We start from the raw sequence: 24,388 nt of genomic DNA, 5'->3' as shown, positions 1-24,388 counted from the left end.
GGAGCGCAGCATGAACGAACCTTACCTGCAGGTCATCGCGCATTTCTTCGCGACACCCGGCAACGGCGACCGCGTGATCGAACTGCTGGCCGAACTCGCGCCGGCCACGCGCACCGAGCCGAAAAACCTCGACTATGAATACTTCCGGTCGCCGGTCGATCCCGACCACATCGTGATCCTCGAGCGCTATCGCGAGGCCGACGGCCTCGACGTGCATCGGGAAACGCCGCATTTCCAGCGGATCGGAGTCGGTGCGATCTTTCCGTTGCTCGATCGCCGCGACGTGACGCGCTACATGGTGCAGCCGGACACCGGCACGGCGACGCCACCGGGAGGCACCCGATGAACCCGTTTCAATTCCGTACCGTTCCGACGCAGATCGTCGAATTCGGCGCTGCTCGCCGGCTCGGCGCGCTGTTGCGCGAACGCTTTCCGGCGCTCGCGCGGCTGTGCGTCGTCACCGATGCGTTCCTGCATCGCAGCGGCGTGCTCGCGCCCGCGCTGGAGAGCCTCGCCGCGCACGGCTGGCAGGTGACCGTGATCGACGACGTGATCGCCGATCCGCCCGAGCACGTCGTGCTCGAAGCGACCGCGCGGGCGGTGGCGGCCGATGCGGAAATCGTGCTCGGCCTCGGCGGCGGTTCGTCGATGGACGTCGCGAAGCTGATCGCGGTGCTCGCGCCGGGGCGGCAGGCGCTGGCCGACATGTACGGCGTCGACAAGGTTGCGACGTCGCGGCTGCCGCTCGTGCAGATACCGACGACGGCCGGCACCGGCTCCGAAGTGACGGCCGTGTCGATCGTCACGGTCGGCGAGGCGCGCAAGATGGGCGTCGTGTCGCCGCACCTGTTCGCGGACGTCGCGATCCTCGACGCCGAGCTGACACTCGGGCTGCCGCGCGCGGCCACGGCCGCGACCGGCATCGACGCGATGGTGCATGCGATCGAGGCGTATACGTCGTCGCGGCTCAAGAATCCGGTGTCCGACATGCTGGCCGTGCAGGCACTGACGCTGCTGTCGCGCAACCTGCTGAAGGCATGCGACGACGGCGGCGATCGCCACGCGCGCGAAGCGATGCTGGTCGGCGCGATGTTCGCCGGCCAGGCATTCGCGAACGCGCCGGTCGCGGCCGTGCATGCGCTGGCCTATCCGGTCGGCGGCATTTTCCACGTGCCGCACGGGCTGTCGAACGCGCTCGTGCTGCCGCATGTGCTGCGCTTCAACGCGCCGGCTGCCGCACCGCTGTATGCCGAACTCGCGGCGATCGTCGCGCCATCGGCGACGGGTAGCGACGAAGCGAGAACGCAGGCGTTGATCGACGAGATCGATCACCTGATCGTCGCGACGGGCATTCCGCGCACGCTGCGCGAGGTCGGCGTCGGCGAGGGCGACCTGCCGAGGATGGCGTCGGACGCGATGCTGCAGACGCGCCTGCTCGTGAACAATCCGCGCGAAGTCACGGAAGCCGACGCGCTGGCGATCTATCGGCAGGCGTGGTGATCGCGACGCGCTTGCCGTGCGCGAGCGCATTGCCGCAGGCCGGTGCCTGCACGACGCCGATGCCGCCGCCGGCCAGGATCGTGTCGAACATCGGGCGTCGGTGGCGCGTCGCCGTCACCGTCTGGATCAAAGGCTCATGCAACCGACGGGAGGCGACATGACGCAACGGGACGAAGCAGCGCGCACGCGATGCGTCGCGTGGCAGAACACGCAGACCTGGCAGGCGGCCGAATGGTGCCGGCTCGTCGAGACGCATGCGGGCATCGACCTGTCGGGCGCGGTCGCGGGCGCGATCGACGGCACGCCGTTTCGCGTCGACTATGCGATCGCGTGCGGCGCCGACTGGCTGACGCGATCGGCGCACGTGGCGTACTGGCTCGGCGCAGCGCCGCCACGGCAGCTCGCAATCGAACGCGACGCGGCGCGCTGGACGATCGACGGCGTCGACGCACCGGCCCTCGCGGGCGCGACCGACATCGATCTCGGCTTCAGTCCGTCGACCAACACGCTGCCGATCCGGCGTCTCGGGCTGGCGGTCGGCGCGTCGGCCGTCATTCACACGGCCTGGCTGCGTTTTCCGGCGTTCGAGATCGTGCGCGGCGAGCAGCGCTATGCGCGCACGGCGAAGCACGTTTACCGCTACGAGAGCGGCACGTATGCGGCTGATATCGCGGTCGACGATGCGGGCCTCGTCACCGATTACGACGAGTGGCGGCGCATCGGCGCGACGCGTTCGCCGTAACGCGGCGCAGCGACGGCGCGTCAGCGCGCGTTGGCGACCGTCACCTTGCCGGGAATCAGCTTCAGCGCGCTGAACGCGTCGGCGATGCTCTGCTGATACGCGAGCGTCGCATCGGTGACGGGCTGCACGCCGTAGCCGGCGCGCTTGAGCGCGACTTCGAGCGTCGGCGCGTCGAGGCCGACGAGCGGCGACAGTTGCGCGGCGACTTCCGGAACGTGGTCGCGTCCCCAGCGATCGACCGCGTCGACTTCGTCGAGCAGCGTGCGCAGCACCTGCGGTTGCGCGGCGGCATATTTGCGCGCGGCGAGGTAGTACTGCGTGTTGCGCACGAGCCCGTCGCCGTTCGCGATCACGCGTGCGCCGAGCTGCCGTTCGGCGGCCGCCAGATACGGATCCCAGATCACCCACGCGTCGACACTGCGCTGCACGAACGCGGCGCGCGCGTCGGCGGGCGTCAAATAGATCGGCTGGATGTCGGCATACGTGAGGCCCGCATGTTCCAGCGCCTTCACGAGCAGATAGTGGACGTTCGAACCCTTGTTGAACGCGACCTTCTTGCCGCGCAACTGCGCGACGGTGCGGATCGGCGAATCGGGCAGCACGACGATCGCCTCGCCGTGCGGCGCGGGCGGTTCGTTGCCGAGATAGACGAAATCGACGCCCGCGGCCTGCGCGAAGATCGGCGGCGTTTCGCCGACCGTGCCGACGTCGATCGCGCCTGCGTTCAGTCCCTCGAGCAATTGCGGGCCGGCCGGAAACTCGAGCCACTGGACCGTCACGCCCTGGCTCGCGAGCCGCTTCTCGAGCGTGCCGCGCGCCTTGAGCACGACGAAGTTGCCGTATTTCTGGAAGCCGACGCGCAGCCGCTTCTCGCTGCCCTGCGCCAGTGCGGGCATGCCCGCGAGCGGGCCGAGCGCGAGCCCGGCCAGTCCGGCGGCCGCGCCGTGCAGCCACTGGCGGCGGCGCGGATCTGCCGGGGTCGTTTCAAGGTCTGCGTGTGATTCGTCGTTCATCGAGGCGTCCTGCTGGCGGGTTCACGGGTCGCGCGCGCTTGCGGCGCGATCGGCACGGGACGCAGCCGGATGCGCAAGCTGCGCGCGGCCGGCCCGCGCCGGATGCACGACGATACGACCGCGCGAATCGGCGGCCAACCAATGAATCCGCATATGCAAATCAGCGGCCGGACGATACGTGAACGACGGGCCGGCAGGCGCCGCCGCACTCAATCGGTGCCGAGCGGGCTTTCCTCGATCGAGTCGACGCGATCCGGGTAGAACGCGAGGTGCGCGCGAATCGATTCGACGGCCGGGTTCGGATGCTCGTACGTCCACACCGCGTTGGTCGCGCGTTCGCCGCCGGCGGGAATCGAGTAATACGCGCAATCGCCCTTGTACGGGCAGTACGTCGCATGGTCGGTGCGTTGCAGCAGCGCAATGTCGGCGTCCTCGCGCGGAACGTACAGCACGGCCGGATAGCTGGCCTCGCGCAGCGCCAGCGCGTGGCGCGTATCGGCGACGACCTTGCCGGCCACCTTGACCACCACGCGCGACGGATGCGGTTCGATCGTGATCGGATGATCGGGGCCCGGCGACTTCACGGGACGAGAGGGCGTATCGGGGCTGATCGACATCGTGGGTCCTCCAGGAAGGGGCAGCGCGCCGGCAGGCACGCCGCGCCGCAACGTGCGCGCGGGCGAATGCGCGCGCGCCGGTGCCGGCGTTGACCAACCGATACGATGCGCCAATTCCGGAGAACCTGCAGGGGGCCGGAAGGCGGACCGCGAACGGCGTCGCTGCATGACGCGGAGCGGTGGCGCTTGGCAGCCGGAATTCGCCGGCATGCCCCGACGCTCGTGCGGACATTTTCATGCAGCGGCAGCGCGATGCATCCGCCGCGATAAGCAACGCGGAATTAATTGGTAAGCGATCGGCGGGCGTCGCGCGAAGATCGGCGGTCGTCATTCGCATGACAGTCCTTTCTCGACCGCCACCATGAAGATTCCATTCGTTTCGTTCTCAGCGCATCGCGCGCGGCCCGCATCCGTTGCCGTTGCAGCGCTGCGCGGCATGGCCGCGTCGCTGCTCCTCGCCGGCGCGGTCACGCACGCGTTCGCGGCGCCGGCCGGCAAGACGCTCGTGTTCTGCAGCGAAGGCAGCCCGGCCGGCTTCGACCCCGGCCAGCACACGACCAGCACCGATTTCGACGCGAGCACGTACACGATCTACAACGGGCTCGTGCAGTTCAAACGCGGCACGCTCGATCTCGCGCCGTCGCTCGCGACGAGCTGGGAAGTGTCGTCCGACCAGCGCGTCTACACGTTTCACCTGCGGCGCGGCGTGAAGTTCCAGACGACCGCGTGGTTCAAGCCGACGCGGCCATTCCAGGCGGACGACGTCGTGTTCACGTTCCGCCGGATGCTCGACCCCGACGATCCGTTCCGCAAGGCCTATCCGGTCAGCTTCCCGTACTTCAGCGATCTCGGATTCGACCGCAACATCGAGCGTATCGAGAAAATCGATGACGACACGGTGCGCTTCGTGCTGAAGTCGCCCGACGTCGTGTTCGTGCGCAATCTCGCGATGGCGTTCGCGTCGATCCTGTCGGCCGAATACGCGTCGCAGTTGACGGCGAGCCATCGCGAGGCCGACATCAACCAGTTCCCGGTCGGCACGGGGCCGTTCCAGCTGCGCGCGTACCAGAAGGACGCGACGATCCGTTACGACTCGAATCCCGACTACTGGAAGCCGGACGACGTGAAGCTCGCGCATCTCGTGTTCGCGATCACACCCGATCCGGCCGTGCGCCTGCAGAAGCTCACGGCGGGCGAGTGCCAGGTGTCGGTGTTTCCGCGGCCGGCCGATCTCGAGACGGTGCGGCGCGATCCGAAGCTGACGCTGTTTTCGGGGACGGGCTTCAACGTCGGCTTCGTCGCGTACAACACGCAGCATCCGCCGCTCGATCGCGTCGACGTGCGGCGCGCGCTCGACATCGCGATCGACAAGACGGCGATCATCAAGACTGTGTTCAACGGCGACGCGACGATCGCGACGAACCCGATGCCGCCCGCGCAATGGTCGTACAACCCGCGCCTGAAGGACGCGCCGCGCGATCCGGCCGCGGCGAAGGCGCTGCTCGCGCAAGCAGGATTCCCGAACGGTTTCGACCTGACGCTGTGGGCGATGCCGGTGCAGCGCCCGTACAACCCGAACGCGCAGCTGATGGCGCAACTGATCCAGCAGGACTGGGCGAAGATCGGCGTGCGCGCGAAGATCGTCAGCTACGAGTGGGGCGAGTACAACCGCCGCGCGAAACGCGACGGGCAGCACGACGCGATCCTGTACGGCTGGTCGGGCGACAACGGCGATCCCGACAACTGGCTCGGCACGTTGCTCGGCTGCGACGCGGTGCACGGCAGCAACCTCGCGAAGTGGTGCAACGCGGATTTCGAGCGGCTCGTCGATGCGGCGCGCACGAACGCGGATGTCGCGAAACGCACGTCGCTTTACGAGCAGGCCCAGGTCGTATTCAAGAGTCAGGTGCCGTTCACGCCGATCGCGACATCGATCGTGTCGCTGCCGATCTCGAAGCGCGTGCACGGGGTGACGTTCTCGCCGCTCGGCGGGCACCGGTTCGACGGCGTCTGGCTGGATTGAGGAAGGCAGGCCGGCGCGCATGCGCCGGCTGTCGACGCGACAATCAGTTCAGTGCGACCGCGGCCGCTGCTTCGACCGGCGAGCCTTCGAGCGCGACGGATGGCCGGCCATCGGGGCCGACCGGCACGTCGCCGACGAGCGTCGTGCGATAGAGCTGGCGATCGAAGTCGAGATCGAAGATGTCGACCGGCGCGAGATGCGCGGTCGCGCGGTTGTCCCAGAACGCGATGCTGCGTGGTTCCCACTTGAAGCGGATCGTGAATTCCGGCCGCGTCACGTGCTCCCACAGCAGTTCGAGCAACGCCTGGCTTTCGCGCGGCGTCAGCCCGACGATCGACTTCAGGAAACTCGGGCTCACGTACAGCGCACGTTCGCCGGTCTCCGGATGCACGCGCACCAGCGGATGCTCGGTCACGAGCGGGCGGCGCTCGACGGCTTCATCGAATGCGCCGGTCGCGCGCGCACCGGCCGGCGGCGTGAAGCGGTGGATGCCGCGCAAGCCGTCGACGAAGCCGCGCAGCGGCGCCGACAGCGTCTCGTACGCACGCACGAGGTTGGTCCAGTGCGTGTCGCCGCCGTACGGCGGAATCGTCACGCCGCGCAGGATCGACGCCCACGGCGGATTGACCGCGGCCGTCACGTCGGTGTGCCAGCCCGTCCACGGCCGGCGCACCGGCTCGCCTTCGAAGCGCGTCGCCTTGCGATGCTTCGCGATCGAATAGACGGCCGGGTGACCGTCGACGTGCCCGAACACCGGATGGCCGACGGTCGGCTCGCCGAACTGCGCGGAGAACGCGACATGCTGCTCGTGCGTGAGGAATTGCTCGCGGAAGAAGATCACGCGCCATTTCAGCAGCGCGGCGCGAATCGCGGCGATCTGCGGCGTGGTCAACGGTTGGGTGAGGTCGATGCCGCGAATCTCCGCGCCGATGTGGGCGGACAGCGGGATCACGTCGACCGGCTGGGCGGCGGGTTCGGGTAGGGCGCTCATGCGACGCTCCTGGCGGAAGTGAACGGGGTGGACGGCCGGCGACATCGTTGCGCGTGCAAGCGTCGGCCCGGTGGCGGGAACGTCATGGTCGGATCCTCCGGTCGGCAATGCGGGAGTGCGGGAAGGGGCCGGCACGGCGGCAGCCGAAGTCGCCGCCGCGCGCGGCGAACGTCATTGCAGCGTCGCGCCGGGCCCCTTCAGCACGACGCTGCGGCGGCCGTCGACGCCGACCGGCACGTCGCCGTGAACGGTCGCGCGACGCACGACGCGGTGCGCATCGCCGTAATCGTTGATCGCATAGTGCTGCGTCGCGCGGTTGTCCCAGATCGCGACGTCGCCTTGCTGCCAGTTCCAGCGCACGGTGTTCTCGAGGCGCGTCACGTGTTCGTGCAGCACCTGAAGCAGATGCGCGGAATCCTGCGACGACAGCCCCTTGATCTTCTGCACGAAGTGCCCGAGCACGAGCGTGCGTTCGCCGGTCTCCGGATGCACGCGCACGACCGGGTGTTCGGTTTCGTAGACGGTCGACGTGAACACTTCGCGGTAGCGCTTCAGTTGCGTGTCGTCGGCATGCACGTGCGTCGACGCGTAGTCGTAAGCGTTCGTATGCACTGCCGACAGCGTGTCGGCGAGCGCGCGCAGCGATTCGGGCAGATGCGTGTACGCGGCGGCCGTGTTGGCCCACACCGTGTCGCCGCCGAATGGCGGGATCACGACCGCGCGCAGGATCGACACCTTCGGATACGCGTCGACGAAGGTCACGTCGGTGTGCCACGAATTGGCGCGCGCGCCGTGCGCGGAATCGAGTTCGAGCAGGTGCGCGCTGCCGTCGACGGACGGCACGGTCGGGTGCGCGACGATATCGCCGAAGCGGCGGGCGAAGGCTTCCTGCGCCGTGTCGTCGAGATGGCCCTGGTTGCGGAAGAACAGCACCTTGTGGCGCAGCAGCGCGGCCTGGATCGCGTCGAACGTCGCGTCGTCGAGCGCGCCGGACAGCCGGACCCCGGCGATCTCGGCGCCGATCCGGCCGGCGACCTGGCGAACCTGAAGCGGGACGGCGGCCGTGCGCGGTGCGGCGGCGTGCGAAGCATGCGATGACGGGTGAGCGGCGTGCTGGACTTCGGACATCGGGAGTCTCCTGGATCGGATCGGTCGAGTCTCCATTCAAGCAGGGATCGCGCGGAACCGGAACCGATGAATCGTCACATCCTTAGCGCGCGCCGCGATGATCGATATGTGTCGTCATGCTGAGCAATTCGGGCACGGTGTCGGGTCATGCGGCGCGACCGTGTCACCACGCGAGCCGCCATTCGCCGATCCGGTGCGCATCGGGCGCATCGACGCGCCTTGCCCGACCGCCATCGCCACCATCGCCGCCACCCGGCGGTGCACGATCGTCGAAATCGGCGAGCACCGTGTCGCGCAGCCGCGCGAATTCCGGCGAATCGCGTCGGCGCGGTCGCGGCAGCGCGACGTCGACGATGCGCTCGATGCGCCCGGGGCGCGGCGCCATCGTGACGACGCGATCGCCGAGATAGACGGCTTCGTCGACGTCGTGCGTGACGAGCACCATCGTGATGCGTTCCTGCTCCCAGATGCGCAGTAGTTCGTTCTGCATTCGCGCGCGCGTCTGTGCATCGAGTGCGCCGAACGGCTCGTCGAGCAGCAGCACACGCGGCCGGTTGACGAGGCCGCGTGCGATCGCGACGCGCTGCGCCATCCCGCCCGACAACTGGTTCGGGTACGCATGCTCGAAGCCGTTCAGCCCGACGAGCGCGATGTGCTCGGCCACTGCGCGTCGCTTGCTCGCGGCGTCGAGCGGCGCATTGCGCAGCGCGGCCTCGACGTTCTGCGCGACCGTCAGCCACGGGAACAGCCGGTGATCCTGGAACACGATCCCGCGCTGCAGCGACGTGTCGCGCACCGGTTCGTCCCCGGCGCGGATTTCGCCCGCGTAGTCGGTGTCGAGCCCGGCGATCAACCGCAGCAACGTCGACTTGCCGCAGCCGCTCGCGCCGACGATCGTGACGAATTCGCCGGCACGCACGTGCAGCGACACGTCGTCGAGCACTGCAAGCGTCGCGCCGCGTTGCGCATAGCGCTTGCTCACGTGGAGGATATCGAGCGAATCGGAAGCGAGGTTCGTCATGGCGGAGAAGGAAGCGACAGGAAGAAGGAGGGCGATCAGCGGCGCAGCTCGCCGCGCCGGGCCAGCACCTTGCGTTCGACCGCACGCGCGATCGCGTTCAGCGCCCAGCCGGTCACGCCGACGACGATGATTCCGAACAGCACGAGGTCCATCCGGAACTGCTCGCTGCCGTCGATCAGCGTGTTGCCGATCCCGCTGCCCGCGACGAGCAGGTACTCGGCGCCGAGCGTCGCGAGCCACGAGTAGATGAGGCCGAGATACAGCCCGGTGAAGATCGATGGCAGCGCGGCGGGCAGGAGCACGTAACGCACCAGCTGAAGCCGCGAATAGCGCAGCGCGCGGGCCACGTCGACATACGCGCGCGGCACTGCATGAATGCCGTCGCACGTATGCGTGGCGACCGGCAGAAGCGCGGCGAGTGACAGGAACACGACCTTGGCGGCGTCGCCGAGGCCGAACCAGACGGAAATCAGCGGAATCCACGCGAACAGCGAGATCTGCTTGAACGTGTCGAAGCTCGGGCCGACCACCCGCGCAGCGATGCGCGACAGGCCGAGCGCGGCGCCGAGCAGCAGGCCGCCGGTCGCGCCGATCGCGAAGCCGCACGCTTCGCGCGCGAGCGAAGCCGACAGCGCGCGCGCCAGCGCACCGCTGGTCGTCTGGGCCCACGCCGTGTGCAGCACGTCGGTGGGGCCGACCAGCAGCCCGCTTTTGACGAGATGCGCGGACGAGACGGCCCACCAGAGCGCGAACGCGCCGAGTGGCAGGACGAAACCGCGCCAGTCGGGCACGGGAAAGCGCCGGGCGGTCGAGACGGCGGGCGACGAGGCGTCGGGTATCGACGTGGCGGCAGGCGGCATGAGCGGCATCCTTGGATCGGGTTCAGCCGCGGAACGCGGACGGCACGCCACGGCGCAGCCGTGCTTCGAGCGCGTCGAGCAGCCGGTTGATTGCGAGGCCGACCGCGCCGACGACAATCACCGCCGCCATCACGAGGTCGAGCTGGAACAGCTGGCGCCCGTACACGATCAGGTAGCCGAGCCCTTCGGACGATGCGACGAGTTCGACGACGACGAGCGCGAGCCAGGATTTCGTGAAGGCGAGTCGTACACCGGTCGCGAGCGTCGGGATCGCGGCGGGCAGCACGACGTGGGCGATGCGCTGGCGGCGCGTATAGCCGAACACGCGCGCGACTTCATCGAGCACAGGCGGCGTCTGGCGGAAACCCTGCAGCGTGCTCATCGTCACGGGGACGAGTGCCGCATGCGCGATCAGCAGGTACTTCAGCGGCTCGCCGACGCCGACGAGCAGCAGCAGGAACGGCAGCCAGCCGAGCACGGGAATCTGCACGAGCGCGTTGAAGCCGGGCAGCACGTAGGCTTCCAGCGCGCGCGACAGGCCGAGTGCCGCACCGGTCGCGAAACCGAGCAGCGTGCCGGCCGCGAAGCCGACCAGCACGCGCTGCAGGCTGATCAGCGTATGGCGCGCGAGATCGCCGCTGGCGGCGAGTTCCGCGAGCGAGTCGGCGACCTGTTCGGGCGGCGGCAGGATCTGCGGCGCGATCCAGCCGCGCGCGCTGCCGACGCTCCACAGCGCGAACAGCAGTGCGGGCAGCGCCCACGGCGCGAGCCGCCACGCCACGCGCTTCACGGCCGCCGCGCGGGACTGCGCCGCGAGCGCAGGCGGGTCGGACGACGGAATCGGGATCGCGGTGTCGCTCATCGGGGCCGGTCCGGGTCAGGAGAGGGGCTTGCCGGACGCGTCGTAGCGCGGCCAGTAGTGCTCGAGGTGCTGCGCGCGCAACGCGTTGTCGAGATACTTCGGTTCGAACCAGCCGTCGACGTCGACCGGCTGGCGGATCAGTTTCAGCTTCAGCGCGTCCTGCGCGACGGCCTTGTAGCGCGCGACGAGGAATGGATCGATCAGCGGCGACAGGCGGTCCTTCAGGCGCTGGTTCGCAAAGTCGGCCTGCCACGACGCATACGGCACGCCGCTTTTCGCCCAGAGCTTGAACAACGCGTCGCGGTTCGCTTCATCGGACGACCATTGCGCGCCCTTGACCAGCGCGTCGACGACACGCTGCACGATGTCCGGATGCGCGCGCTCGAAGTCGTCGAGCACGAGCAGGTGGGTCTGGCGCGTGAACTGCGGGCCGTCGTTCTGCGATTCGTAGATGATCTTCGCAAGCCCCGCGTCGCGCAGTTTGTACAACTGATAGTCGCCGACCGATGCATCGATACCCTTCGACGCGAGCGCGGCAAGCGAACTCGCCGAATCGAGGTTGATCACGCGCAGGTCGCGTTCGCCGAGGCCGTTCTTCGCGAGTGCATTGTCGGCGACGAGCTGCAGGTTCGTGCCCCGGAAGATCGATACGCGGCGGTCCTTCAGGTCGGCGATCGAGCGGATCGCGGAGTCCGGCGGCACCGCGATCTTCACGCCCGAGCGCACGCTCGCGGCGAGCAGCAGGCGCGTCCTGATTCCGTTCGAGCGTGCGAGCACCGCCGGCAGGTCGCCCTGGTAGGCAAAGTCGAGCGCCTTGTTGGCGATCGCCTCGTTGACGGCCGGGCCGGCGCCCTTGAAGAACAGCCACTGCACCTTGATGCCGTCGGTCGCGAACTCCTTTTCGACCAGTTGCTGCAATTGCGCGGTGGCCGCGCTCGACCCGCCGAAGGTCTGCGGATCGCCGGCGCCCTGCTGGGCGACGCCGATGCGGATGGTGGCGGGCTTGTCGGCGTGCGCGGCGACAGCGGGGAACGCGACGAGGGACGCGATCAGCAACGATCGCAGCAGGCGCAGGGGGGACGGGAATCGGTCGATCATGGCGCGTCGGATGGCGAGGAGTGGAAATCGGGCCGGAGGATGTCGAACCATTCTGGAGGACGCCGCCGGCGCGGGACAAGCAACGATTTGAACTATGCTTATCGCCGCGTTTCCGGTTGGCAAATCACGCGTGGCGCCACTTGGAAATGTCGAATCGCGCCAACGCCGAGCACCGATCCCGCAGCCGATCGGCGCGTGCAATATTTTCCGGATCGCGCTGGAATGCACGAAAGGATTGCCGGGCAACGCACGCGGGAGTTTGTTCTGAATTCGTCAATGCGAAGCGCGCGGCATATCGAAAAACTGAATAAAAAACCATCGAAGTGAACGCCGGCGGCAATGATGCGGCCGGGCATTAACATTCTTACTCCGAGCCATGACCGGCCTGCCGCGCCACGATGGAAAAGCGGTAAATGACGTGCGCGTATTTCATCGCTGAAGCGCTCCGCTCATAAATGCATTCCGACGCCAAATTATTTGAATTCGCCCAAAAAATTGTATATACCCTAGACGAATCGGCGTGTTCCGCATCGTGTCAATGCGGCTCGCCACAAACGCGCGAATGTAGCGGCCAATGCCGCCGCCGCACACCACGCGTTGCAGCGATCGAATGGATTCCGGGGAATGCGCACGGTCCGATGCCGGGGCCGCCGCATGAGTCACGAATGGGCGAACGCCGTGCGCACCACCCCGTGCAACACCGCGTCATTACATTCAACGGTCGATCACCGACCCCGCCACACGGAGGTTGTCATGCTGCAATACGTCAAGACCTTGCTGCGCGATGAACGTGGTGTCAGCTCGCTCGAATATGCGGTTCTGGCCGGTATCGTCGTGGTCGCGCTGGCGGCGGTCGGGGTGATTCTCAGCAGCACGTCCGGCGGCTTGCCGGCCGTGTTCACCGCACTGATCAACAAGGTCACGGCGTTGATCTGATCTCCTGAACCCGCGCGCCGTCGGCGGACACACGGATCCGCAGCGGTACGACGTATCCAGCCGGGGCGCGCCGACGGACGGCTCTCCGATGCTCTTTCTCGTACAGTCGGCGGCGACGCTCGTGCTGGTGTCGCTCGCGACGCAGGACCTGCGCGAGCGGCGCTTGTCCAATCGCGCCGTGCTGGCGTTCGCGATGCTGTATTTGATCGCGGCGGCACTCGCGCGCGACGGGCTCGCGCAACTCGCCGGTCACGTGGCGACCGCCGCGGCGATGCTGCTGCTGTTCGCCGGCTTGCGTCACGCGGGCTGGATGGGCGGCGGCGACGTGAAGCTGGCGGCGGCGGTGTTCCTGTGGGCCGGCCCGACGCTCGCGTTCCCGGTGCTGACGCTCGTCGCCGCGAGCGGCGCCCTGTATGGCGTCGCCGCGCTCGCGGCCGTTGCATGGCGGCGTCACACCGCGCCGGCACGTGCGATCGCGCCGCGCGGCGTGCCGTACGGCATCGCGCTCGCGCTCGGCGGCATGCTGGCCGTCTGGGCGCCGTTTCCTCACGCGGTTTCGCTTACCTAGACCGGGGGACGCACGCCGCCATGCCCAAACCCCTGAGAATGGCCGTGCTGATCATCGCTGCCGCGATCGGCGCGTTCATCCTGCGTCAGCTGTATGTCTCCGCGTCGACGCCTTCCGCGCCCGGCGAAGCGGCCGAGGTGAGTGTGCGCGTCGCGGCGGCGGACCTGCCCGAAGGGCTGCTGCTGCGCGATAACGATCTCGCGTGGAAGCGCATGCCGCGCACGCAGGTGCCGGCCGGTGCGTTCGTCGAGTCGCAACCGGGCGCGGACCTGAAGGGCGCGCTGCTGCGCAACCGTGTCGACGCCGGTGCGCCGATCCGTGCGGACAACGTGATTGCGGCCGGCGCGCCGGATTTTCTCGCGGCCGCGCTGCAGCCCGGCATGCGCGCGATCTCGGTGCCGGTCGACGACGTGTCGGGCAACGCGGGGCTGATCCAGCCGGGCGACTTCGTCGACGTGGTGCTCACGCAGGAGATCGGCGGGTCCGCGACGACGCCCGGCACGTTCGAAGCGGAGACTGTCGTGCGGCGCGCGCGCGTGCTCGCGGTCGGCTCGGAATTCCAGCGTGCGAAGACACCCGCGAGCGCACCGGACGCGCCGGTCCGCGCGCGCACGGTCACGCTCGAGGTCGCGCCGCGCACCGCTCAGGTCGTGCTGGTCGCGACGCGCCTCGGCTCGCTGTCGCTGGCGTTGCGCAGCTTCGCGACGAGCGATCGCCGCCAGGCGGCGGGCGGCGACGAACAGGAGCCCGATACGCCGCCGGTGTGGGCCGGCGACGTGTCGCGCGCGGCCCGTGACGCGGCGCGGGCGCCGTCCGGGAGAACGGACGGCGGCACGCGGCCGACGGTGCAGGGCAACACGGTCGTGATCTATCGCGGCTCGTCGGTCGACGACGGGTCGCGCGGCGGCGGCATCGGCACGCCGGGCTTGCCGCCGCTGCCGTCCGGGTGGCCGGCTATGTCAGGCACGCCAGGCATGCCGGTTGCGCCGGCTGCGCCCGCGGGCGGGAATGCTGCCGCGGACGCGACGGCGCAAGCGCCGCGCGCGGCCGTGCCGCAGTGACGGCATGACGATTCGGGCCGGCCGCCCGGCGGCCGGCATTTGACGGGAAGACGCATGGTGCGCATGGTTCGTTGGATCGCTTTCTGGTGCCTGGCCTGCATCGTCGCGCCGGGCGTCGTGCTCGCGCCGCGCGCGCAGGCGGCGGACGCCGGCGCGGCGTTGTCGATCGCGACCGGCAAGGGCGAGATGCTATCGCTGTCCGAACCCGCGACCGCGATGTTCGTCGCGGACCCGAGCATCGCGGACATCCAGGTGCCGTCGCCGCGCACCGTGTTCGTGTTCGGGAAGAAGGCCGGCACGACTACGCTGATCGCGCTCGGCGCGAACCATCGGCCGATCCTGCGCCGGACGGTGATCGTGCAGGTCGATACCGTGTCGCTGCAGGCGGTGCTCGACAGCCGCTTTCCGCAATTGAAGCTGTCGGTGTCCGGCGCGCCGGGCTCGCTGATGGTGTCGGGCAAGGTGCCGAGCGCAGCCGACGCGGACGCCGTGATGCAGTCGCTCACACCGTATCTCAACGACAAGGAAAAGATCGTCAACCGGCTCACGCTGTCGCGCCCGATCCAGGTGAACCTGCGCGTGCGCGTGACCGAGGTGAGCCGCAACGTCACGCAGCAGCTTGGCATCAACTGGAGCTCGCTCGGCGCGGCCGGCAACTTCGTCGGCGGGTTGTTCAACGGACGTACGCTGATCGATCCGACGACCAAGCTGTTCAACCTGTCGCCGACCGGCGCGTATTCGATACTCGGCGGTTTCCACGCGGGGCGCTGGTCGATCGACGTCGTGCTCGATGCGCTCGACCAGGAAGGCCTGATCACGATGCTCGCGGAGCCGAATCTCACCGCGATGTCCGGGCAGACCGCGAGCTTCCTCGCCGGCGGCGAAATTCCGATTCCGGTCGCGCAGGCCGGCACCACGACCGGCGCGATCACGGTCGAGTTCAAGCCGTTCGGCGTGTCGCTCGACTTCACGCCGACCGTGCTCGCCGACAACCGGATCAGCCTGAAGGTGCGGCCGGAGGTGAGCGAGGTCGACTCGAGCAACAGCGTGACGACCGGCGGCGTCACGGTGCCGGGACTCTCCGTGCGGCGCGTCGAGACGACGGTCGAGCTGTCGAGCGGGCAGAGCTTCGCGATCGGCGGCCTGCTGCAGAGCCAGACGGCCGATACCGTGTCGCAGATCCCGGGGCTCGGCCGGCTACCGATCATCGGCCGGCTGTTTTCGTCGAAGAACTTTCAGGACAACAAGACCGAGGTTGTCGTGATCGTGACGCCGTACATCGTGCAGCCGACCGGCCCCGGCCAGCTCGAGCAGGCGCTCGACACCGTCGCGCGGCCGAGTAGCGATCTCGAGTTCGCGATCCAGCGCAATCTCGGGATCGACATGCTGTCGGGCGACACGCCGCGCCTCGTCGGCGCCGCGGGCTTCGTGTACTGACCGGAGGACCGCATGCGAATTCGAACCATCGTCTCCGTCCTGTTGCCGCCGGCGCTGGCGGGCTGCCTGTCGGCGCCGCCGCCGATCAACCTGCCCGATGCGCGCGCGATCGGCTTCGACGGCGTGCACGCGGTGCCGCCCGACTGCGCGAAGCTGATGCAGCCGTCGCATCTCGTCGATGCCGGGTTCGGGCGGCCCGGCGTGCCGTTCGGCTGCGCGACCTACACGAATCTCGCGACGATGCTCGCGCGCCCGGAGGATCTCGTCGCGCCCGTGCCGTATGGCGGCGCGGACGCGCAAGTCGCGGCCGACGCCGTGCGCCGCTACGTCGAGGATCGCGTGAAGCAGCCCGCGCCCGGCAAGACGTTGACGACGACCGGCTCGCCCGGCCATTGACCCACTCCCGATGCGAAGCGCGATGCCGCCCATGAACGTCCTCGACCGCCAGAATGCCAAGCACGCCGCCGCAGCCGGAGCGGCGGACCTCGTCGCGGTCGTGTCCGATGCCGGCAGCGAGGACGTGATCCGGCGCGTCGCGCAGGATCTGTCGATCACGCGCGCTCATGTGCAGCCGGGCAATTGCGACGACGCGATCCGGCTGTTGCAGCAGCATGAACGCTCGCCGCGCCAGCTGATCGTCGACGTATCGAATTCGGTGCTGCCGGTATCGGACCTGATGCGGCTCGCCGACGTGTGCGATCCGTCGGTGAGGGTCATTGCGATCGGCACGCAGAACGACGTCGGGCTGTTCCGCAACCTGCTCGGCATCGGCGTGCAGGACTACATCGTGAAGCCGCTGACCGTCGAGTTGATGCGGCGCGCGCTGACCGCGACGGAATCGGTCGTGCAGGCGCGCACCGGCAAGATCGTCGCTTTCGTCGGCGCGCGCGGCGGGGTGGGCACGACCACGATCGCGGTGAGTCTCGCGCGCTGCCTGGCGGGCGAGAAGCGCCGCCGCGTCGCGTACGTCGACCTCAACCTGCATGGCGGCGGCGCGAACTCGATGTTCGGGCTGTCGAGCAACAACGGGCTGATCGAATTGCTGAACATGGAGCAGCGCCCCGACGACGCGTTGTTCGACCGCATGTTCGTCACGAAGGGCGACCGCTTGCACGTGCTGTCGGCCGAACTGGCGTATGGCGAGGACGCGCCGCTGCGCGACGATGCGGTCGCGTTGCTCGTCGACATGCTCAAGGACCGCTTCCACTACGTGCTGTTCGACGTCGGCACCCGCGCCGGCAAGCTGTTCGAGGACGCGCTGGCGGTGTCCGATCTCGTCTATATCGTCGCCGACCGTTCGGTGCACGCCGCGTACGAAGCCGCGCGGCTTGCGCGCTTCGTGAAGGAGCTGCCCGGCGAGCGGCTGCTGTCGATGATGCTGAACAACCCGCTCGAACCGGTCAAGGGGCGCGTCGCGCAGACCGACTTCGAGGACGCATTCGGCGGCGTGAGGCTGCGCGAGCTGCCGCACGAGCCGCAGCCGCTCGCGGTCGCCGAGAACCTCGGCGAGCCGATCGAGCGCGCGAAACGTCACGGCTTCCTGGACGAGATCCGGCTGCTCGCGAACGGCATCACCGGCGAATCGATGGCCGTCGCCGAGCCGTGGTACGCGCGCTTCGTCAAATGGAGGAAGGGATCGTGACGTTCGGCACCCGCAAGCAGTCGACGCCGGACCCGGCGCCGGCAGGGGCGCCCGCCGCGCCGCCCGACGGCGCGCCCGGGCCGGGCCCAGGCGCGGGTCCGGCCGCGAGCCCGGCGCCCGCGTCCGCGTCCGCGCGCGCGCTGGCGTCGGCCGATACCCAGGAGGCGCTCATTCGCTCCGGCAAGTTCGATGCGATTCGCACCGCGGTGTTCTCGTCGATGAACATGTCGGCGGCGCTGATGAAGACGCGCGACGAAGTGCGTGCGGGCATCGAGCAGGTGGCCGCGCACACCGTCGAGCGCGAACGCCTGAAGATCACGACGGGCGAGCAGGTGCTGATCGTCGATGCGATCCTGAACGACATGTTCGGCGTCGGGCCGATCGAGCCGCTGCTCGCCGACGACACCGTCTCCGACATTCTCGTGAACGGCCCCGATCAGGTGTACGTCGAGCGCGCGGGCCGGCTCGAACTTACGCCGCTGAAGTTTCGCGACAACGCGCACGTGACGAGCGTCGCGCAGCGGATCGCGGCGGCGGTCGGGCGTCGCGTCGACGAAAGCAGCCCGATGGTCGACGCGCGTCTCGCCGACGGCAGCCGCGTGAACGTGGTCCTGCCGCCGATCGCGATGCGCGGCGCGTCGATCTCCATCCGCAAGTTCGCGAAGCGCGACATCACGCTCGCGCGCATGGCGCATCAGGGCAATATCTCGCACGGGATGCTTCAGGTGCTGAAGATCGCGTGCGCATGCCGGCTGAACATCGTGATCTCGGGCGGTACCGGTTCGGGCAAGACGACGCTGCTCAACGCGATGTCGCAACATATCGAGGAGCACGAACGGATCGTGACGATCGAGGACGCGGCCGAACTGCAACTGCTGCAACCGCACGTCGTGAGTCTCGAGACGCGGCCGGAGAATACGGAAGGGCTCGGCGGGATTTCTCAGCGCGACCTCGTGCGCAATGCGCTGCGGATGCGGCCCGACCGCATCATCCTCGGCGAAATCCGAGGCGCGGAGGCGTTCGACGTGCTGCAGGCGATGAATACGGGGCACGACGGCTCGATGACGACGATCCACGCGAACTCGCCGCGCGACGCGATCAGCCGGCTCGAAAGCATGGTCATGATGGCGAACGCGAATCTGCAACTGCTGTCGATCCGGCGCCAGATCGCGAGCGCCGTGCACCTTTTCGTGCAGGTCGAGCGGATGCGCGACGGCGTGCGCCGCGTGACCCGCATCACCGAGATCGTCGGGATGGAGGGCGAGGTGGTGATCACGCAGGATCTCTTCGCGTTCCGTCAGGAAGGCGACACGACGCGGGACGTGGTGAAGGGCGTGTTCGAGGCGTCGTCGCTGCGGCCCGCATTCGCACCGCGCGCCGCGTATTACGGCGTCGAGGACGCGCTTTCCGAGGTATTCCGGCAATGAGCGCCGCGGACCTGTTCGCGCTCGGCGCATTCGTCGTGATCCTCGCGGTGGGCCTCGCGCTGTCCGCGCTGCTCGATCGTGCGCGCCACACGCCGGAGCAGCGCATTCGCGCGCGGATGCGGCACCTTGCGCCATCGCTGGCGGGCCGGGAGGCCGGTGCGGCCGCGGCGCCCGGCATCGCGCTGTTCAACCTGCCGCGCCGGCAAAGCCGCGCGCGTGCGTGGCTACAGCGTTACGTGACGCGCGTGCGGGCGGTCGGTGGCGAACGCGGGATGCGGATCGTCGTCGCCGGTACGCTCGCCGGCGCGATCGCCGCGATCGCCGTGGTGGAGCTCGTCGCGCTGCCGAGCGTACTTCATCCGCTGATCTACGTCGGGCTGCCGCTGGTAGCGATGCGCGCCAGTTACCGCGCGCTGGTCGAGCGGTTCCGGCTGCGCTTTCTCGAAGCGTTCCCGGACGCGATCGACCTGATCGTGCGCGCGGTGCGCGCGGGCATTCCGGTCACGCAGGCGATCAGCACGGTCGGCGACAGCGCGGCGGAGCCGGTGCGCTCGACCTTTCGCACGATGGGCGACAGCCTGCGCGTCGGCGCGGATCTGAAGGACGTGCTGACGCTCGCGGCGGACCGGCTGATGATCGCGGACTTCTCGTTCTTCACCGTCTACCTGCTGCTGCAGCGCGAGACGGGCGGCAGCCTCGGCGAGACGCTCGACGAGCTGTCGAGCATCATTCGCACGCGCCGCGACATCCGTCTGAAGACGCGCGCGTTGACCGCCGAGGGGCGGATCACGACGAAGATCATTTCGGCGGTGCCGTTCGTGATGATCGGTGCGCTGTTCCTCGTGAACCGTGCGTACGTGATGCTGCTGTTCGACACGCATCCCGGACGCGTGATGCTGACGATCGCCGCGGCGCTGCTGACGATCGGATTACTGACGATCCGCAAGATCTCGAAACTGGATACCGCGCGATGACGATGTCGATGCTGGCCGCCCGCGGCCTCGAACTGTTGTTGTTGCTCGCGTGCGTCGCGGCGGCGCTCGTGCCGCCCGGCGGCGGTACACGCCGACGGATCGCGGAGCGAGTGCAGCAGGCGGCCGGGCAACGCTCGCTGTCGCTGGCGTCGGGGCGGCTGCAGCCGGGCGAGGTGCGTCAGGACCTGACGCGGCGGCTCGCGCAGCTCGGCGAGCGGCTGCCCGTGCTCGACCCGATGCAGCGCGCGAAGCTCGGGCTGCAGCTCACACGCGCGGGTTTTCGCGAGCGGCGTGCGGTGTCGTCGATGATCGGCATCAAGCTGAGTTGCGGCGTGCTGTTCGCGGGCGTCGCGATCGTGTTCAGCCCGTACATTCCGCGCTTCGGCGAATACTTCGTGATCCGGGCGCTGGCGATGGTCGCCGCGTTCGTGATCGGCGTGATCGTGCCCGAATACGTGCTCGGCGCGATGATCCGGCGGCGTCGACGCATCATCTCCGCGTGCTTTCCGGATGCGCTCGACCTGCTCGTGATCTGCACGATGGCCGGCAACAGCCTCGCATCGGGCGTGCGGCGCGTCGCGCGCGAACTCGAGCGGATCTGTCCGCCGCTCGCCGACGAGCTGAAGGTGTGCGCGGACGAGCTGACGCTGAGCGGCAACGTGGCCGAAGCGCTTGCGCATTTTTCGATACGCGTCGACTTCGCGTCGGCACGCTCGCTTGCCACGACGCTCACGCAATCGCAGCGATTCGGCACGCCGATCACGCAGGCGCTGCGGACGCTGTCGCGCAGCGAGCGGACCGAGCAGATCGTCGCGCTCGAGGAACAGGCCGCGAAGCTCGCGCCGAAGATCACGCTGCCGATGATGCTGTTCATCCTGCCGACGGTCGGCCTGATCGCGGCGGGCCCGGCGGCGATCCGCCTGCTCGAGGTATTCAAATGACACGATCCGTCCTCCGTGCGCTCGCGTTCGCGGCCGTGTTGCCGGTGCTGGCCGGCGGCTGCGCGCCGGGTATCCAGACGCGGCCGGCGTTGTCGCACAAGAGCGACGACCCGCAGGCCGAATTGCGCATTGCCGACAGCGCGCTGGCCGGCGGCAACGTCGATCTCGCATCGACGCTGTACGAGAAGGTGCTTGCCCGGCATCCCGATTCGCTCCCGGCGCGTCTGGGGCTCGGCGACGTCAACTACCGCGCGGGCGATCTGGAGCGCGCGCGTATTCTCTACGAGCAGGCGCGGCAGCAGGCGCCCGCCGAACTCGGGCCGCAGATCGGGCTTGCGCGGGTCGCGTTGCGGCAGCGTCGGCTCGACGAGGCCGCACGGCGCTACCGCGACCTGCTGGCCGCGCAGCCGAACCTTCCGCTCGCGGCCGAAGGGCTCGGCACGGTGCTCGATCTGCAGGGCCGCCACGAGGACGCGCAGGCCGTATACCGGGATGCGCTGCGCGCGCATCCGGATGCGCAGGGGCTGCGTGTCGACCTCGGGCTGTCGCTCGTGCTGGGCAACCGGCCACGCGAGGGCGTGAACGTATTGCTCGACGTGGCCGGGCTGCCCGACGCGCCGTGGCAGGCGCGCCAGAATCTCGCGTTCGCGTATGGCGTGCTCGGCAACACCGATTCGGCGAAGAAGCTGCTGTCCGCGGATCTGCCCGCGTCGGCGGTGGCTGACAATCTGCGCGTCTACCAGGCGGTGCGCGCGCAGCTCGCGTCGCGCCCGGCGTCCGCCGCGGCACGACCGTCGACGGGCGCCGCGCTCGAGCCGCGCGCCGTGCGGCCTGCCGCGGAGGCCGAAAAATGACACGCGGGGCGATGGGCGCGCGCCGCGCGCGCGGCGTCGTGTCGCTCGAATTCGTGCTGATGCTACCGTTCCTGTTGATGGTGCTGATCGGCATCATCGACACGAGCCTGCTGCTATGCGACAAGGCCGTCATCACGAACGCGAGCCGCGAAGCCGCGCGCGCCGGCGTCATGCTGCGCGTGCCGATGCTGACCACGACGCAGATCGCCAGCGTTGCATCGAGCTACACGCAGAACAGCCTGATCACCGGCGGCACCGCGACGACGCCGACCGTGACCGTGACGCAGGCGAACGGCACGACGTCGGGCACCGCGCTGACGGTAACGGTGACCTACACGTATTCGGGGCTGGTGCTGGGTTCGGCATTCAGCGCGCTGACCGGCCCGGTGACGATCTCGGCCAGTTCGGTGATGCTCTATGAGTGACGCCGCCGACGCGCCAGGGATCGGCGCCGTGCGCGAGCGCGGTTCCGTCGCGCTGTTCTTCCTGATGTTCCTGATTCCGCTGCTGTCGTTCGGCGCGCTGGCGATCGACATCGCGTGGGTGGCCACGGTACGCAACCAGCTGCAGAACGCCGCCGACGCGGCTGCGCTCGCGGCGGCCGACGCGATGATGTCGCCGACCGGCGGCGCGCTGAACTGGTCGCAGGCCGCGCCCGCGGCGAACGGCGTGATCGCGCGGAACGCGGCGGCAGGCGCACCGCTGGCGACCGGCACGGTGACGACCGGCTACTGGAACGTGACGCGCAGCCCCGCGTCGATGCAGCCGACCACCATCACGCCCGGCTCGTACGATGTGCCCGCGGTGCAGGTGACCGTGTCGCGCGCGCCGGGCGTGAACGGCGGGTCGATTCCGCTGCTGCTCGGCGGGCTGCTCGGCATCCCCGGCGCGTCCGGCAGCGCGACCGCGATCGCGGTGCTCGCCGCGCCCGGCGGGGTCGCGGCGGGCGGGCTCTTTCCGATCGCGATCGACCAGTGCGTGTACAACCAGTACTGGAACGCGGCGACCAACCAGCCGCTGATCAATCCGTTAACCGGCCTGCCGTACGAATTCTCGATCACGAACGGCCAGACCTACGGCACGCTGTGCATGGGCGGCCAGTGGACGTCGTTCCAGTCGACCGCGACCGACACGACGACGATGGGCGGCCTGATGGTGACCGGCAACCCGACGACGCTCAACATCGGCGACAGCATCTATCTCGCGACCGGCGTGAAGGCCACGCTCTACACGTCGGTGCCGGTCGGCACGACGGTCGTGCTGCCGGTCGTCACGCAGACGGCGAGCAGCACCTACGTGCCGATCGTCGCGTTCGCGGCGTTCCACATCGACGTGTCGCTCGGCGGGACGTACAAGTACATCCAGGGGCACTTCGTCGCCGGCGTGAAGATGACCGGCGTCGCGACGGGCGTCGGGCCGTACTACGGCTTATACGTGCCGCCGCGGCTCGCGCTGTGAGCGTCGTGGCGCGCGCGGCGCAGCAGCACGAGCAGCGCGAAGAGCGTCACGGCCGGGCCGATCTGCGGCCACTGGAGCCACGGGTTCAGGTATTCGACGATCGGCAGTGCCCACATCAGCGCGATCGCGGTCTGTTCGCCGCGCAGCCAGCCGTCGCGCCAGCCGATCGACAGCATGCAGGCGATCGCGATGGCGAGCCATGTGAGTTCGTAGTGCCACAGGTAGGGGGTGGCCACGAGCGTCGCGACCGTCAGCACGGCGGCGCGCACGCGGGTATCGCGCGACTGCATCCAGGCGATGCAGGCGGCCGCGATCGCGATCGCGGCAATACCCGCATGTGCCGCATACGCGGCGCCGAGCGGCACGCCCGAGAGCCGGAACGCCGCGAACGGCGTCGGCGACGCGAGCCAGAACACGACGCCGTGTTCGAGGACGATCGAGCGTACGAGGTCCGTGCCGGCGGCGAACAGGCGCAACGACTCGATGCCGCAGACCAGGACGCTTAGCGCGACGAACGTGCCGGTGGCGAGCGCAGCCCACGCGATCGTGCGCCATGCGCGTGTCGCCACCAGAACGAACGGGAACAGTAGCGCCATCTGCGGCTTGACGGACAGCAGTCCGATGCAAAGGCCCGCCCACATCGGCCGCCGCTCGGCCCAGTAGACGGCCAGCGCCGCGCACGATGCGGTCAGGAACGCGTTTTGCCCGAGCGCCCCGGTGACGAACACGCACGGCGCGACGGGCAGCGCAACGATGCCGGCGCGCCATGCGCCGGGAATCACGCCGAGACGCGCCACGCGCCACGCGGCGAGGCCGAGCACGGCCACGCCGAACGCGACGAACAGCGGATAACCGAGCGCGAAGGGAAGCAGCGCCAGCGGCGTCACGAGCAGCAGATACGTGGGCGGGTACAGCCACGGAGCGAAGGCGTCGCGACGAAGATTCGGGAACAGTTCGGCCGTCAGCCGCGAGAATACCGAGAAATCGTATGCCTGCGAGGGCGAGCCGTGCAGCATGACGTACGACGCGGACCAGAACACCGAGAAGTCGGCGCCGGCGCGCGATAGGACGCTGCCGTGCGCATGACGCACGACGGATATCCAGATCGCGACGAACAGCGCGGACAACGCCAGCATCAGCATGCTGTACAGGATGACGCGTCGCGGTGTGAGCCACGCGACGACCGGGCGCTCCGCCGAGCGCAGCGATTGCCGGGGAATGTCCAATTGCGGCCG

General features: G+C 69.0%; 25 protein-coding genes and 1 pseudogene. 16 read left to right on the top strand and 10 right to left on the bottom strand.

The window, feature by feature from the left end; all coding sequences use genetic code 11:
* Positions 1-10: 10 nt before the first annotated feature.
* Both HWX25_RS00205 and HWX25_RS00200 read left to right on the top strand, forming a co-directional pair.
* Complete coding sequence (locus tag HWX25_RS00205) at positions 11-346, top strand: putative quinol monooxygenase (protein WP_175906393.1); 336 nt, start codon at positions 11-13, stop codon at positions 344-346.
* Entirely contained in the window at positions 343-1,500 is a 1,158-nt protein-coding gene (locus tag HWX25_RS00200) for an iron-containing alcohol dehydrogenase (protein WP_175906391.1), read from the top strand. Before HWX25_RS00205 ends, HWX25_RS00200 begins: the two co-directional genes overlap by 4 nt.
* A 13-nt stretch (positions 1,501-1,513) precedes the next feature.
* Here the strand turns inward: HWX25_RS00200 and HWX25_RS33870 are convergent.
* Positions 1,514-1,627 (bottom strand): annotated as a pseudogene (locus HWX25_RS33870) (LysR family transcriptional regulator); the annotation flags it as partial.
* 30 nt (positions 1,628-1,657) lie between these two features.
* Between HWX25_RS33870 and HWX25_RS00195 the strand changes: the two are divergent.
* Positions 1,658-2,242 carry a putative glycolipid-binding domain-containing protein gene (locus tag HWX25_RS00195; protein ID WP_175906862.1) on the top strand — a complete coding sequence of 195 codons (585 nt, stop codon included), beginning with the start codon at positions 1,658-1,660 and terminating at the stop codon, positions 2,240-2,242.
* Positions 2,243-2,262: 20 nt separating this feature from the next.
* Here HWX25_RS00195 and HWX25_RS00190 read toward each other — a convergent pair whose 3' ends face one another.
* Both HWX25_RS00190 and HWX25_RS00185 read right to left on the bottom strand, forming a co-directional pair.
* Positions 2,263-3,255, bottom strand: a complete 993-nt coding sequence (locus tag HWX25_RS00190) for a sulfonate ABC transporter substrate-binding protein (RefSeq protein WP_175906389.1) — start codon at positions 3,253-3,255, stop codon at positions 2,263-2,265.
* A 209-nt stretch (positions 3,256-3,464) separates the two neighbouring features.
* Complete coding sequence (locus HWX25_RS00185) at positions 3,465-3,872, bottom strand: DUF427 domain-containing protein (RefSeq protein WP_175906386.1); 408 nt, start codon at positions 3,870-3,872, stop codon at positions 3,465-3,467.
* Positions 3,873-4,233: 361 nt separating this feature from the next.
* On the opposite strand from HWX25_RS00185, the gene HWX25_RS00180 reads away from it, so the two are divergent.
* Positions 4,234-5,895 carry an ABC transporter substrate-binding protein gene (locus HWX25_RS00180; RefSeq protein WP_175906384.1) on the top strand — a complete coding sequence of 554 codons (1,662 nt, stop codon included), beginning with the start codon at positions 4,234-4,236 and terminating at the stop codon, positions 5,893-5,895.
* A 43-nt stretch (positions 5,896-5,938) separates the two neighbouring features.
* Here the strand turns inward: HWX25_RS00180 and HWX25_RS00175 are convergent, their stop codons facing one another.
* From HWX25_RS00175 to HWX25_RS00150, 6 genes are all read right to left on the bottom strand, one after another.
* Positions 5,939-6,886, bottom strand: coding sequence for a TauD/TfdA family dioxygenase (locus tag HWX25_RS00175; protein ID WP_059818827.1), 948 nt, complete (start codon positions 6,884-6,886; stop codon positions 5,939-5,941).
* A 171-nt stretch (positions 6,887-7,057) separates the two neighbouring features.
* On the bottom strand, positions 7,058-8,014 hold the full coding sequence (locus HWX25_RS00170) for a TauD/TfdA family dioxygenase (RefSeq protein WP_175906381.1): 957 nt from the start codon (positions 8,012-8,014) through the stop codon (positions 7,058-7,060).
* A 163-nt stretch (positions 8,015-8,177) separates the two neighbouring features.
* Positions 8,178-9,035 carry an ABC transporter ATP-binding protein gene (locus tag HWX25_RS00165; RefSeq protein WP_175906379.1) on the bottom strand — a complete coding sequence of 286 codons (858 nt, stop codon included), beginning with the start codon at positions 9,033-9,035 and terminating at the stop codon, positions 8,178-8,180.
* 35 nt (positions 9,036-9,070) lie between these two features.
* Entirely contained in the window at positions 9,071-9,895 is an 825-nt protein-coding gene (locus HWX25_RS00160) for an ABC transporter permease (protein ID WP_175906377.1), read from the bottom strand.
* A gap of 22 nt (positions 9,896-9,917) precedes the next feature.
* A complete protein-coding gene (locus HWX25_RS00155; protein ID WP_175906375.1) occupies positions 9,918-10,757 on the bottom strand; it encodes an ABC transporter permease in 840 nt (279 codons plus the stop codon).
* Between the two features lie 15 nt (positions 10,758-10,772).
* Complete coding sequence (locus HWX25_RS00150) at positions 10,773-11,855, bottom strand: ABC transporter substrate-binding protein (protein ID WP_175906372.1); 1,083 nt, start codon at positions 11,853-11,855, stop codon at positions 10,773-10,775.
* Positions 11,856-12,608: 753 nt separating this feature from the next.
* Between HWX25_RS00150 and HWX25_RS00145 the strand changes: the two genes are divergently transcribed.
* The 12 genes from HWX25_RS00145 to HWX25_RS00090 all read left to right on the top strand — a co-directional run bounded on the left by HWX25_RS00145 (position 12,609) and on the right by HWX25_RS00090 (position 23,153).
* A complete protein-coding gene (locus tag HWX25_RS00145) occupies positions 12,609-12,791 on the top strand; it encodes a Flp family type IVb pilin (RefSeq protein WP_044843866.1) in 183 nt (60 codons plus the stop codon).
* An 88-nt stretch (positions 12,792-12,879) separates the two neighbouring features.
* Entirely contained in the window at positions 12,880-13,359 is a 480-nt protein-coding gene (locus HWX25_RS00140; protein ID WP_175906371.1) for a prepilin peptidase, read from the top strand.
* Positions 13,360-13,379: 20 nt separating this feature from the next.
* Positions 13,380-14,420 carry a Flp pilus assembly protein CpaB gene (cpaB, locus tag HWX25_RS00135; protein ID WP_175906369.1) on the top strand — a complete coding sequence of 347 codons (1,041 nt, stop codon included), beginning with the start codon at positions 13,380-13,382 and terminating at the stop codon, positions 14,418-14,420.
* A gap of 54 nt (positions 14,421-14,474) precedes the next feature.
* Complete coding sequence (locus tag HWX25_RS00130; protein ID WP_059818834.1) at positions 14,475-15,857, top strand: type II and III secretion system protein family protein; 1,383 nt, start codon at positions 14,475-14,477, stop codon at positions 15,855-15,857.
* Positions 15,858-15,869: 12 nt separating this feature from the next.
* Complete coding sequence (locus HWX25_RS00125; protein WP_059524851.1) at positions 15,870-16,253, top strand: CpaD family pilus assembly lipoprotein; 384 nt, start codon at positions 15,870-15,872, stop codon at positions 16,251-16,253.
* Between the two features lie 22 nt (positions 16,254-16,275).
* Positions 16,276-17,499, top strand: a complete 1,224-nt coding sequence (locus HWX25_RS00120; protein WP_175906367.1) for an AAA family ATPase — start codon at positions 16,276-16,278, stop codon at positions 17,497-17,499.
* Positions 17,496-18,926 (top strand): CpaF family protein, encoded by a 1,431-nt coding sequence (locus HWX25_RS00115; protein ID WP_175906365.1) that lies wholly within the window; start codon positions 17,496-17,498, stop codon positions 18,924-18,926. Before HWX25_RS00120 ends, HWX25_RS00115 begins: the two co-directional genes overlap by 4 nt.
* Positions 18,923-19,900, top strand: a complete 978-nt coding sequence (locus HWX25_RS00110; protein WP_175906362.1) for a type II secretion system F family protein — start codon at positions 18,923-18,925, stop codon at positions 19,898-19,900. Before HWX25_RS00115 ends, HWX25_RS00110 begins: the two co-directional genes overlap by 4 nt.
* On the top strand, positions 19,897-20,841 hold the full coding sequence (locus tag HWX25_RS00105; RefSeq protein WP_175906353.1) for a type II secretion system F family protein: 945 nt from the start codon (positions 19,897-19,899) through the stop codon (positions 20,839-20,841). Before HWX25_RS00110 ends, HWX25_RS00105 begins: the two co-directional genes overlap by 4 nt.
* The gene (locus HWX25_RS00100) at positions 20,838-21,695 is read left to right on the top strand and encodes a tetratricopeptide repeat protein (RefSeq protein WP_175906351.1); all 858 of its coding nucleotides are present in this window, start codon (positions 20,838-20,840) and stop codon (positions 21,693-21,695) included. Before HWX25_RS00105 ends, HWX25_RS00100 begins: the two co-directional genes overlap by 4 nt.
* Complete coding sequence (locus tag HWX25_RS00095) at positions 21,692-22,120, top strand: TadE family protein (protein ID WP_059818839.1); 429 nt, start codon at positions 21,692-21,694, stop codon at positions 22,118-22,120. Before HWX25_RS00100 ends, HWX25_RS00095 begins: the two co-directional genes overlap by 4 nt.
* Positions 22,113-23,153, top strand: a complete 1,041-nt coding sequence (locus HWX25_RS00090) for a TadG family pilus assembly protein (RefSeq protein WP_175906349.1) — start codon at positions 22,113-22,115, stop codon at positions 23,151-23,153. Before HWX25_RS00095 ends, HWX25_RS00090 begins: the two co-directional genes overlap by 8 nt.
* Here HWX25_RS00090 and HWX25_RS00085 read toward each other — a convergent pair.
* A complete protein-coding gene (locus HWX25_RS00085; protein ID WP_175906347.1) occupies positions 23,117-24,379 on the bottom strand; it encodes a glycosyltransferase family 87 protein in 1,263 nt (420 codons plus the stop codon). The two genes, HWX25_RS00090 and HWX25_RS00085, sit on opposite strands and share 37 nt — an antisense overlap.
* Positions 24,380-24,388: the final 9 nt, after the last annotated feature.

It is taken from the genome of Burkholderia sp. BCC1640, assembly GCF_902833125.1.
Classification (GTDB): domain Bacteria; phylum Pseudomonadota; class Gammaproteobacteria; order Burkholderiales; family Burkholderiaceae; genus Burkholderia; species Burkholderia diffusa.
The sequence above is the reverse complement of the archived record's forward strand: the minus strand, read 5'-3'. Positions and strand labels throughout refer to the sequence as shown.

Bases quoted from the DNA above. Each gene is read 5' to 3' on its own strand.
- HWX25_RS00120 (WP_175906367.1), top strand. From the start codon at position 16,276: ATGCCGCCCATGAACGTCCTCGACCGCCAGAATGCCAAGCACGCCGCC.
- HWX25_RS00140 (WP_175906371.1), top strand. From the start codon at position 12,880: ATGCTCTTTCTCGTACAGTCGGCGGCGACGCTCGTGCTGGTGTCGCTC.
- HWX25_RS00090 (WP_175906349.1), top strand. From the start codon at position 22,113: ATGAGTGACGCCGCCGACGCGCCAGGGATCGGCGCCGTGCGCGAGCGC.
- HWX25_RS00205 (WP_175906393.1), top strand. From the start codon at position 11: ATGAACGAACCTTACCTGCAGGTCATCGCGCATTTCTTCGCGACACCC.
- HWX25_RS00200 (WP_175906391.1), top strand. From the start codon at position 343: ATGAACCCGTTTCAATTCCGTACCGTTCCGACGCAGATCGTCGAATTC.
- HWX25_RS00190 (WP_175906389.1), bottom strand. From the start codon at position 3,255: ATGAACGACGAATCACACGCAGACCTTGAAACGACCCCGGCAGATCCG.
- HWX25_RS00170 (WP_175906381.1), bottom strand. From the start codon at position 8,014: ATGTCCGAAGTCCAGCACGCCGCTCACCCGTCATCGCATGCTTCGCAC.
- HWX25_RS00125 (WP_059524851.1), top strand. From the start codon at position 15,870: ATGCGAATTCGAACCATCGTCTCCGTCCTGTTGCCGCCGGCGCTGGCG.
- cpaB (WP_175906369.1), top strand. From the start codon at position 13,380: ATGCCCAAACCCCTGAGAATGGCCGTGCTGATCATCGCTGCCGCGATC.
- HWX25_RS00185 (WP_175906386.1), bottom strand. From the start codon at position 3,872: ATGTCGATCAGCCCCGATACGCCCTCTCGTCCCGTGAAGTCGCCGGGC.
- HWX25_RS00110 (WP_175906362.1), top strand. From the start codon at position 18,923: ATGAGCGCCGCGGACCTGTTCGCGCTCGGCGCATTCGTCGTGATCCTC.
- HWX25_RS00095 (WP_059818839.1), top strand. From the start codon at position 21,692: ATGACACGCGGGGCGATGGGCGCGCGCCGCGCGCGCGGCGTCGTGTCG.
- HWX25_RS00165 (WP_175906379.1), bottom strand. From the start codon at position 9,035: ATGACGAACCTCGCTTCCGATTCGCTCGATATCCTCCACGTGAGCAAG.
- HWX25_RS00175 (WP_059818827.1), bottom strand. From the start codon at position 6,886: ATGAGCGCCCTACCCGAACCCGCCGCCCAGCCGGTCGACGTGATCCCG.
- HWX25_RS00180 (WP_175906384.1), top strand. From the start codon at position 4,234: ATGAAGATTCCATTCGTTTCGTTCTCAGCGCATCGCGCGCGGCCCGCA.
- HWX25_RS00155 (WP_175906375.1), bottom strand. From the start codon at position 10,757: ATGAGCGACACCGCGATCCCGATTCCGTCGTCCGACCCGCCTGCGCTC.
- HWX25_RS00160 (WP_175906377.1), bottom strand. From the start codon at position 9,895: ATGCCGCCTGCCGCCACGTCGATACCCGACGCCTCGTCGCCCGCCGTC.
- HWX25_RS00145 (WP_044843866.1), top strand. From the start codon at position 12,609: ATGCTGCAATACGTCAAGACCTTGCTGCGCGATGAACGTGGTGTCAGC.
- HWX25_RS00195 (WP_175906862.1), top strand. From the start codon at position 1,658: ATGACGCAACGGGACGAAGCAGCGCGCACGCGATGCGTCGCGTGGCAG.
- HWX25_RS00130 (WP_059818834.1), top strand. From the start codon at position 14,475: ATGGTGCGCATGGTTCGTTGGATCGCTTTCTGGTGCCTGGCCTGCATC.
- HWX25_RS00150 (WP_175906372.1), bottom strand. From the start codon at position 11,855: ATGATCGACCGATTCCCGTCCCCCCTGCGCCTGCTGCGATCGTTGCTG.
- HWX25_RS00105 (WP_175906353.1), top strand. From the start codon at position 19,897: ATGACGATGTCGATGCTGGCCGCCCGCGGCCTCGAACTGTTGTTGTTG.
- HWX25_RS00100 (WP_175906351.1), top strand. From the start codon at position 20,838: ATGACACGATCCGTCCTCCGTGCGCTCGCGTTCGCGGCCGTGTTGCCG.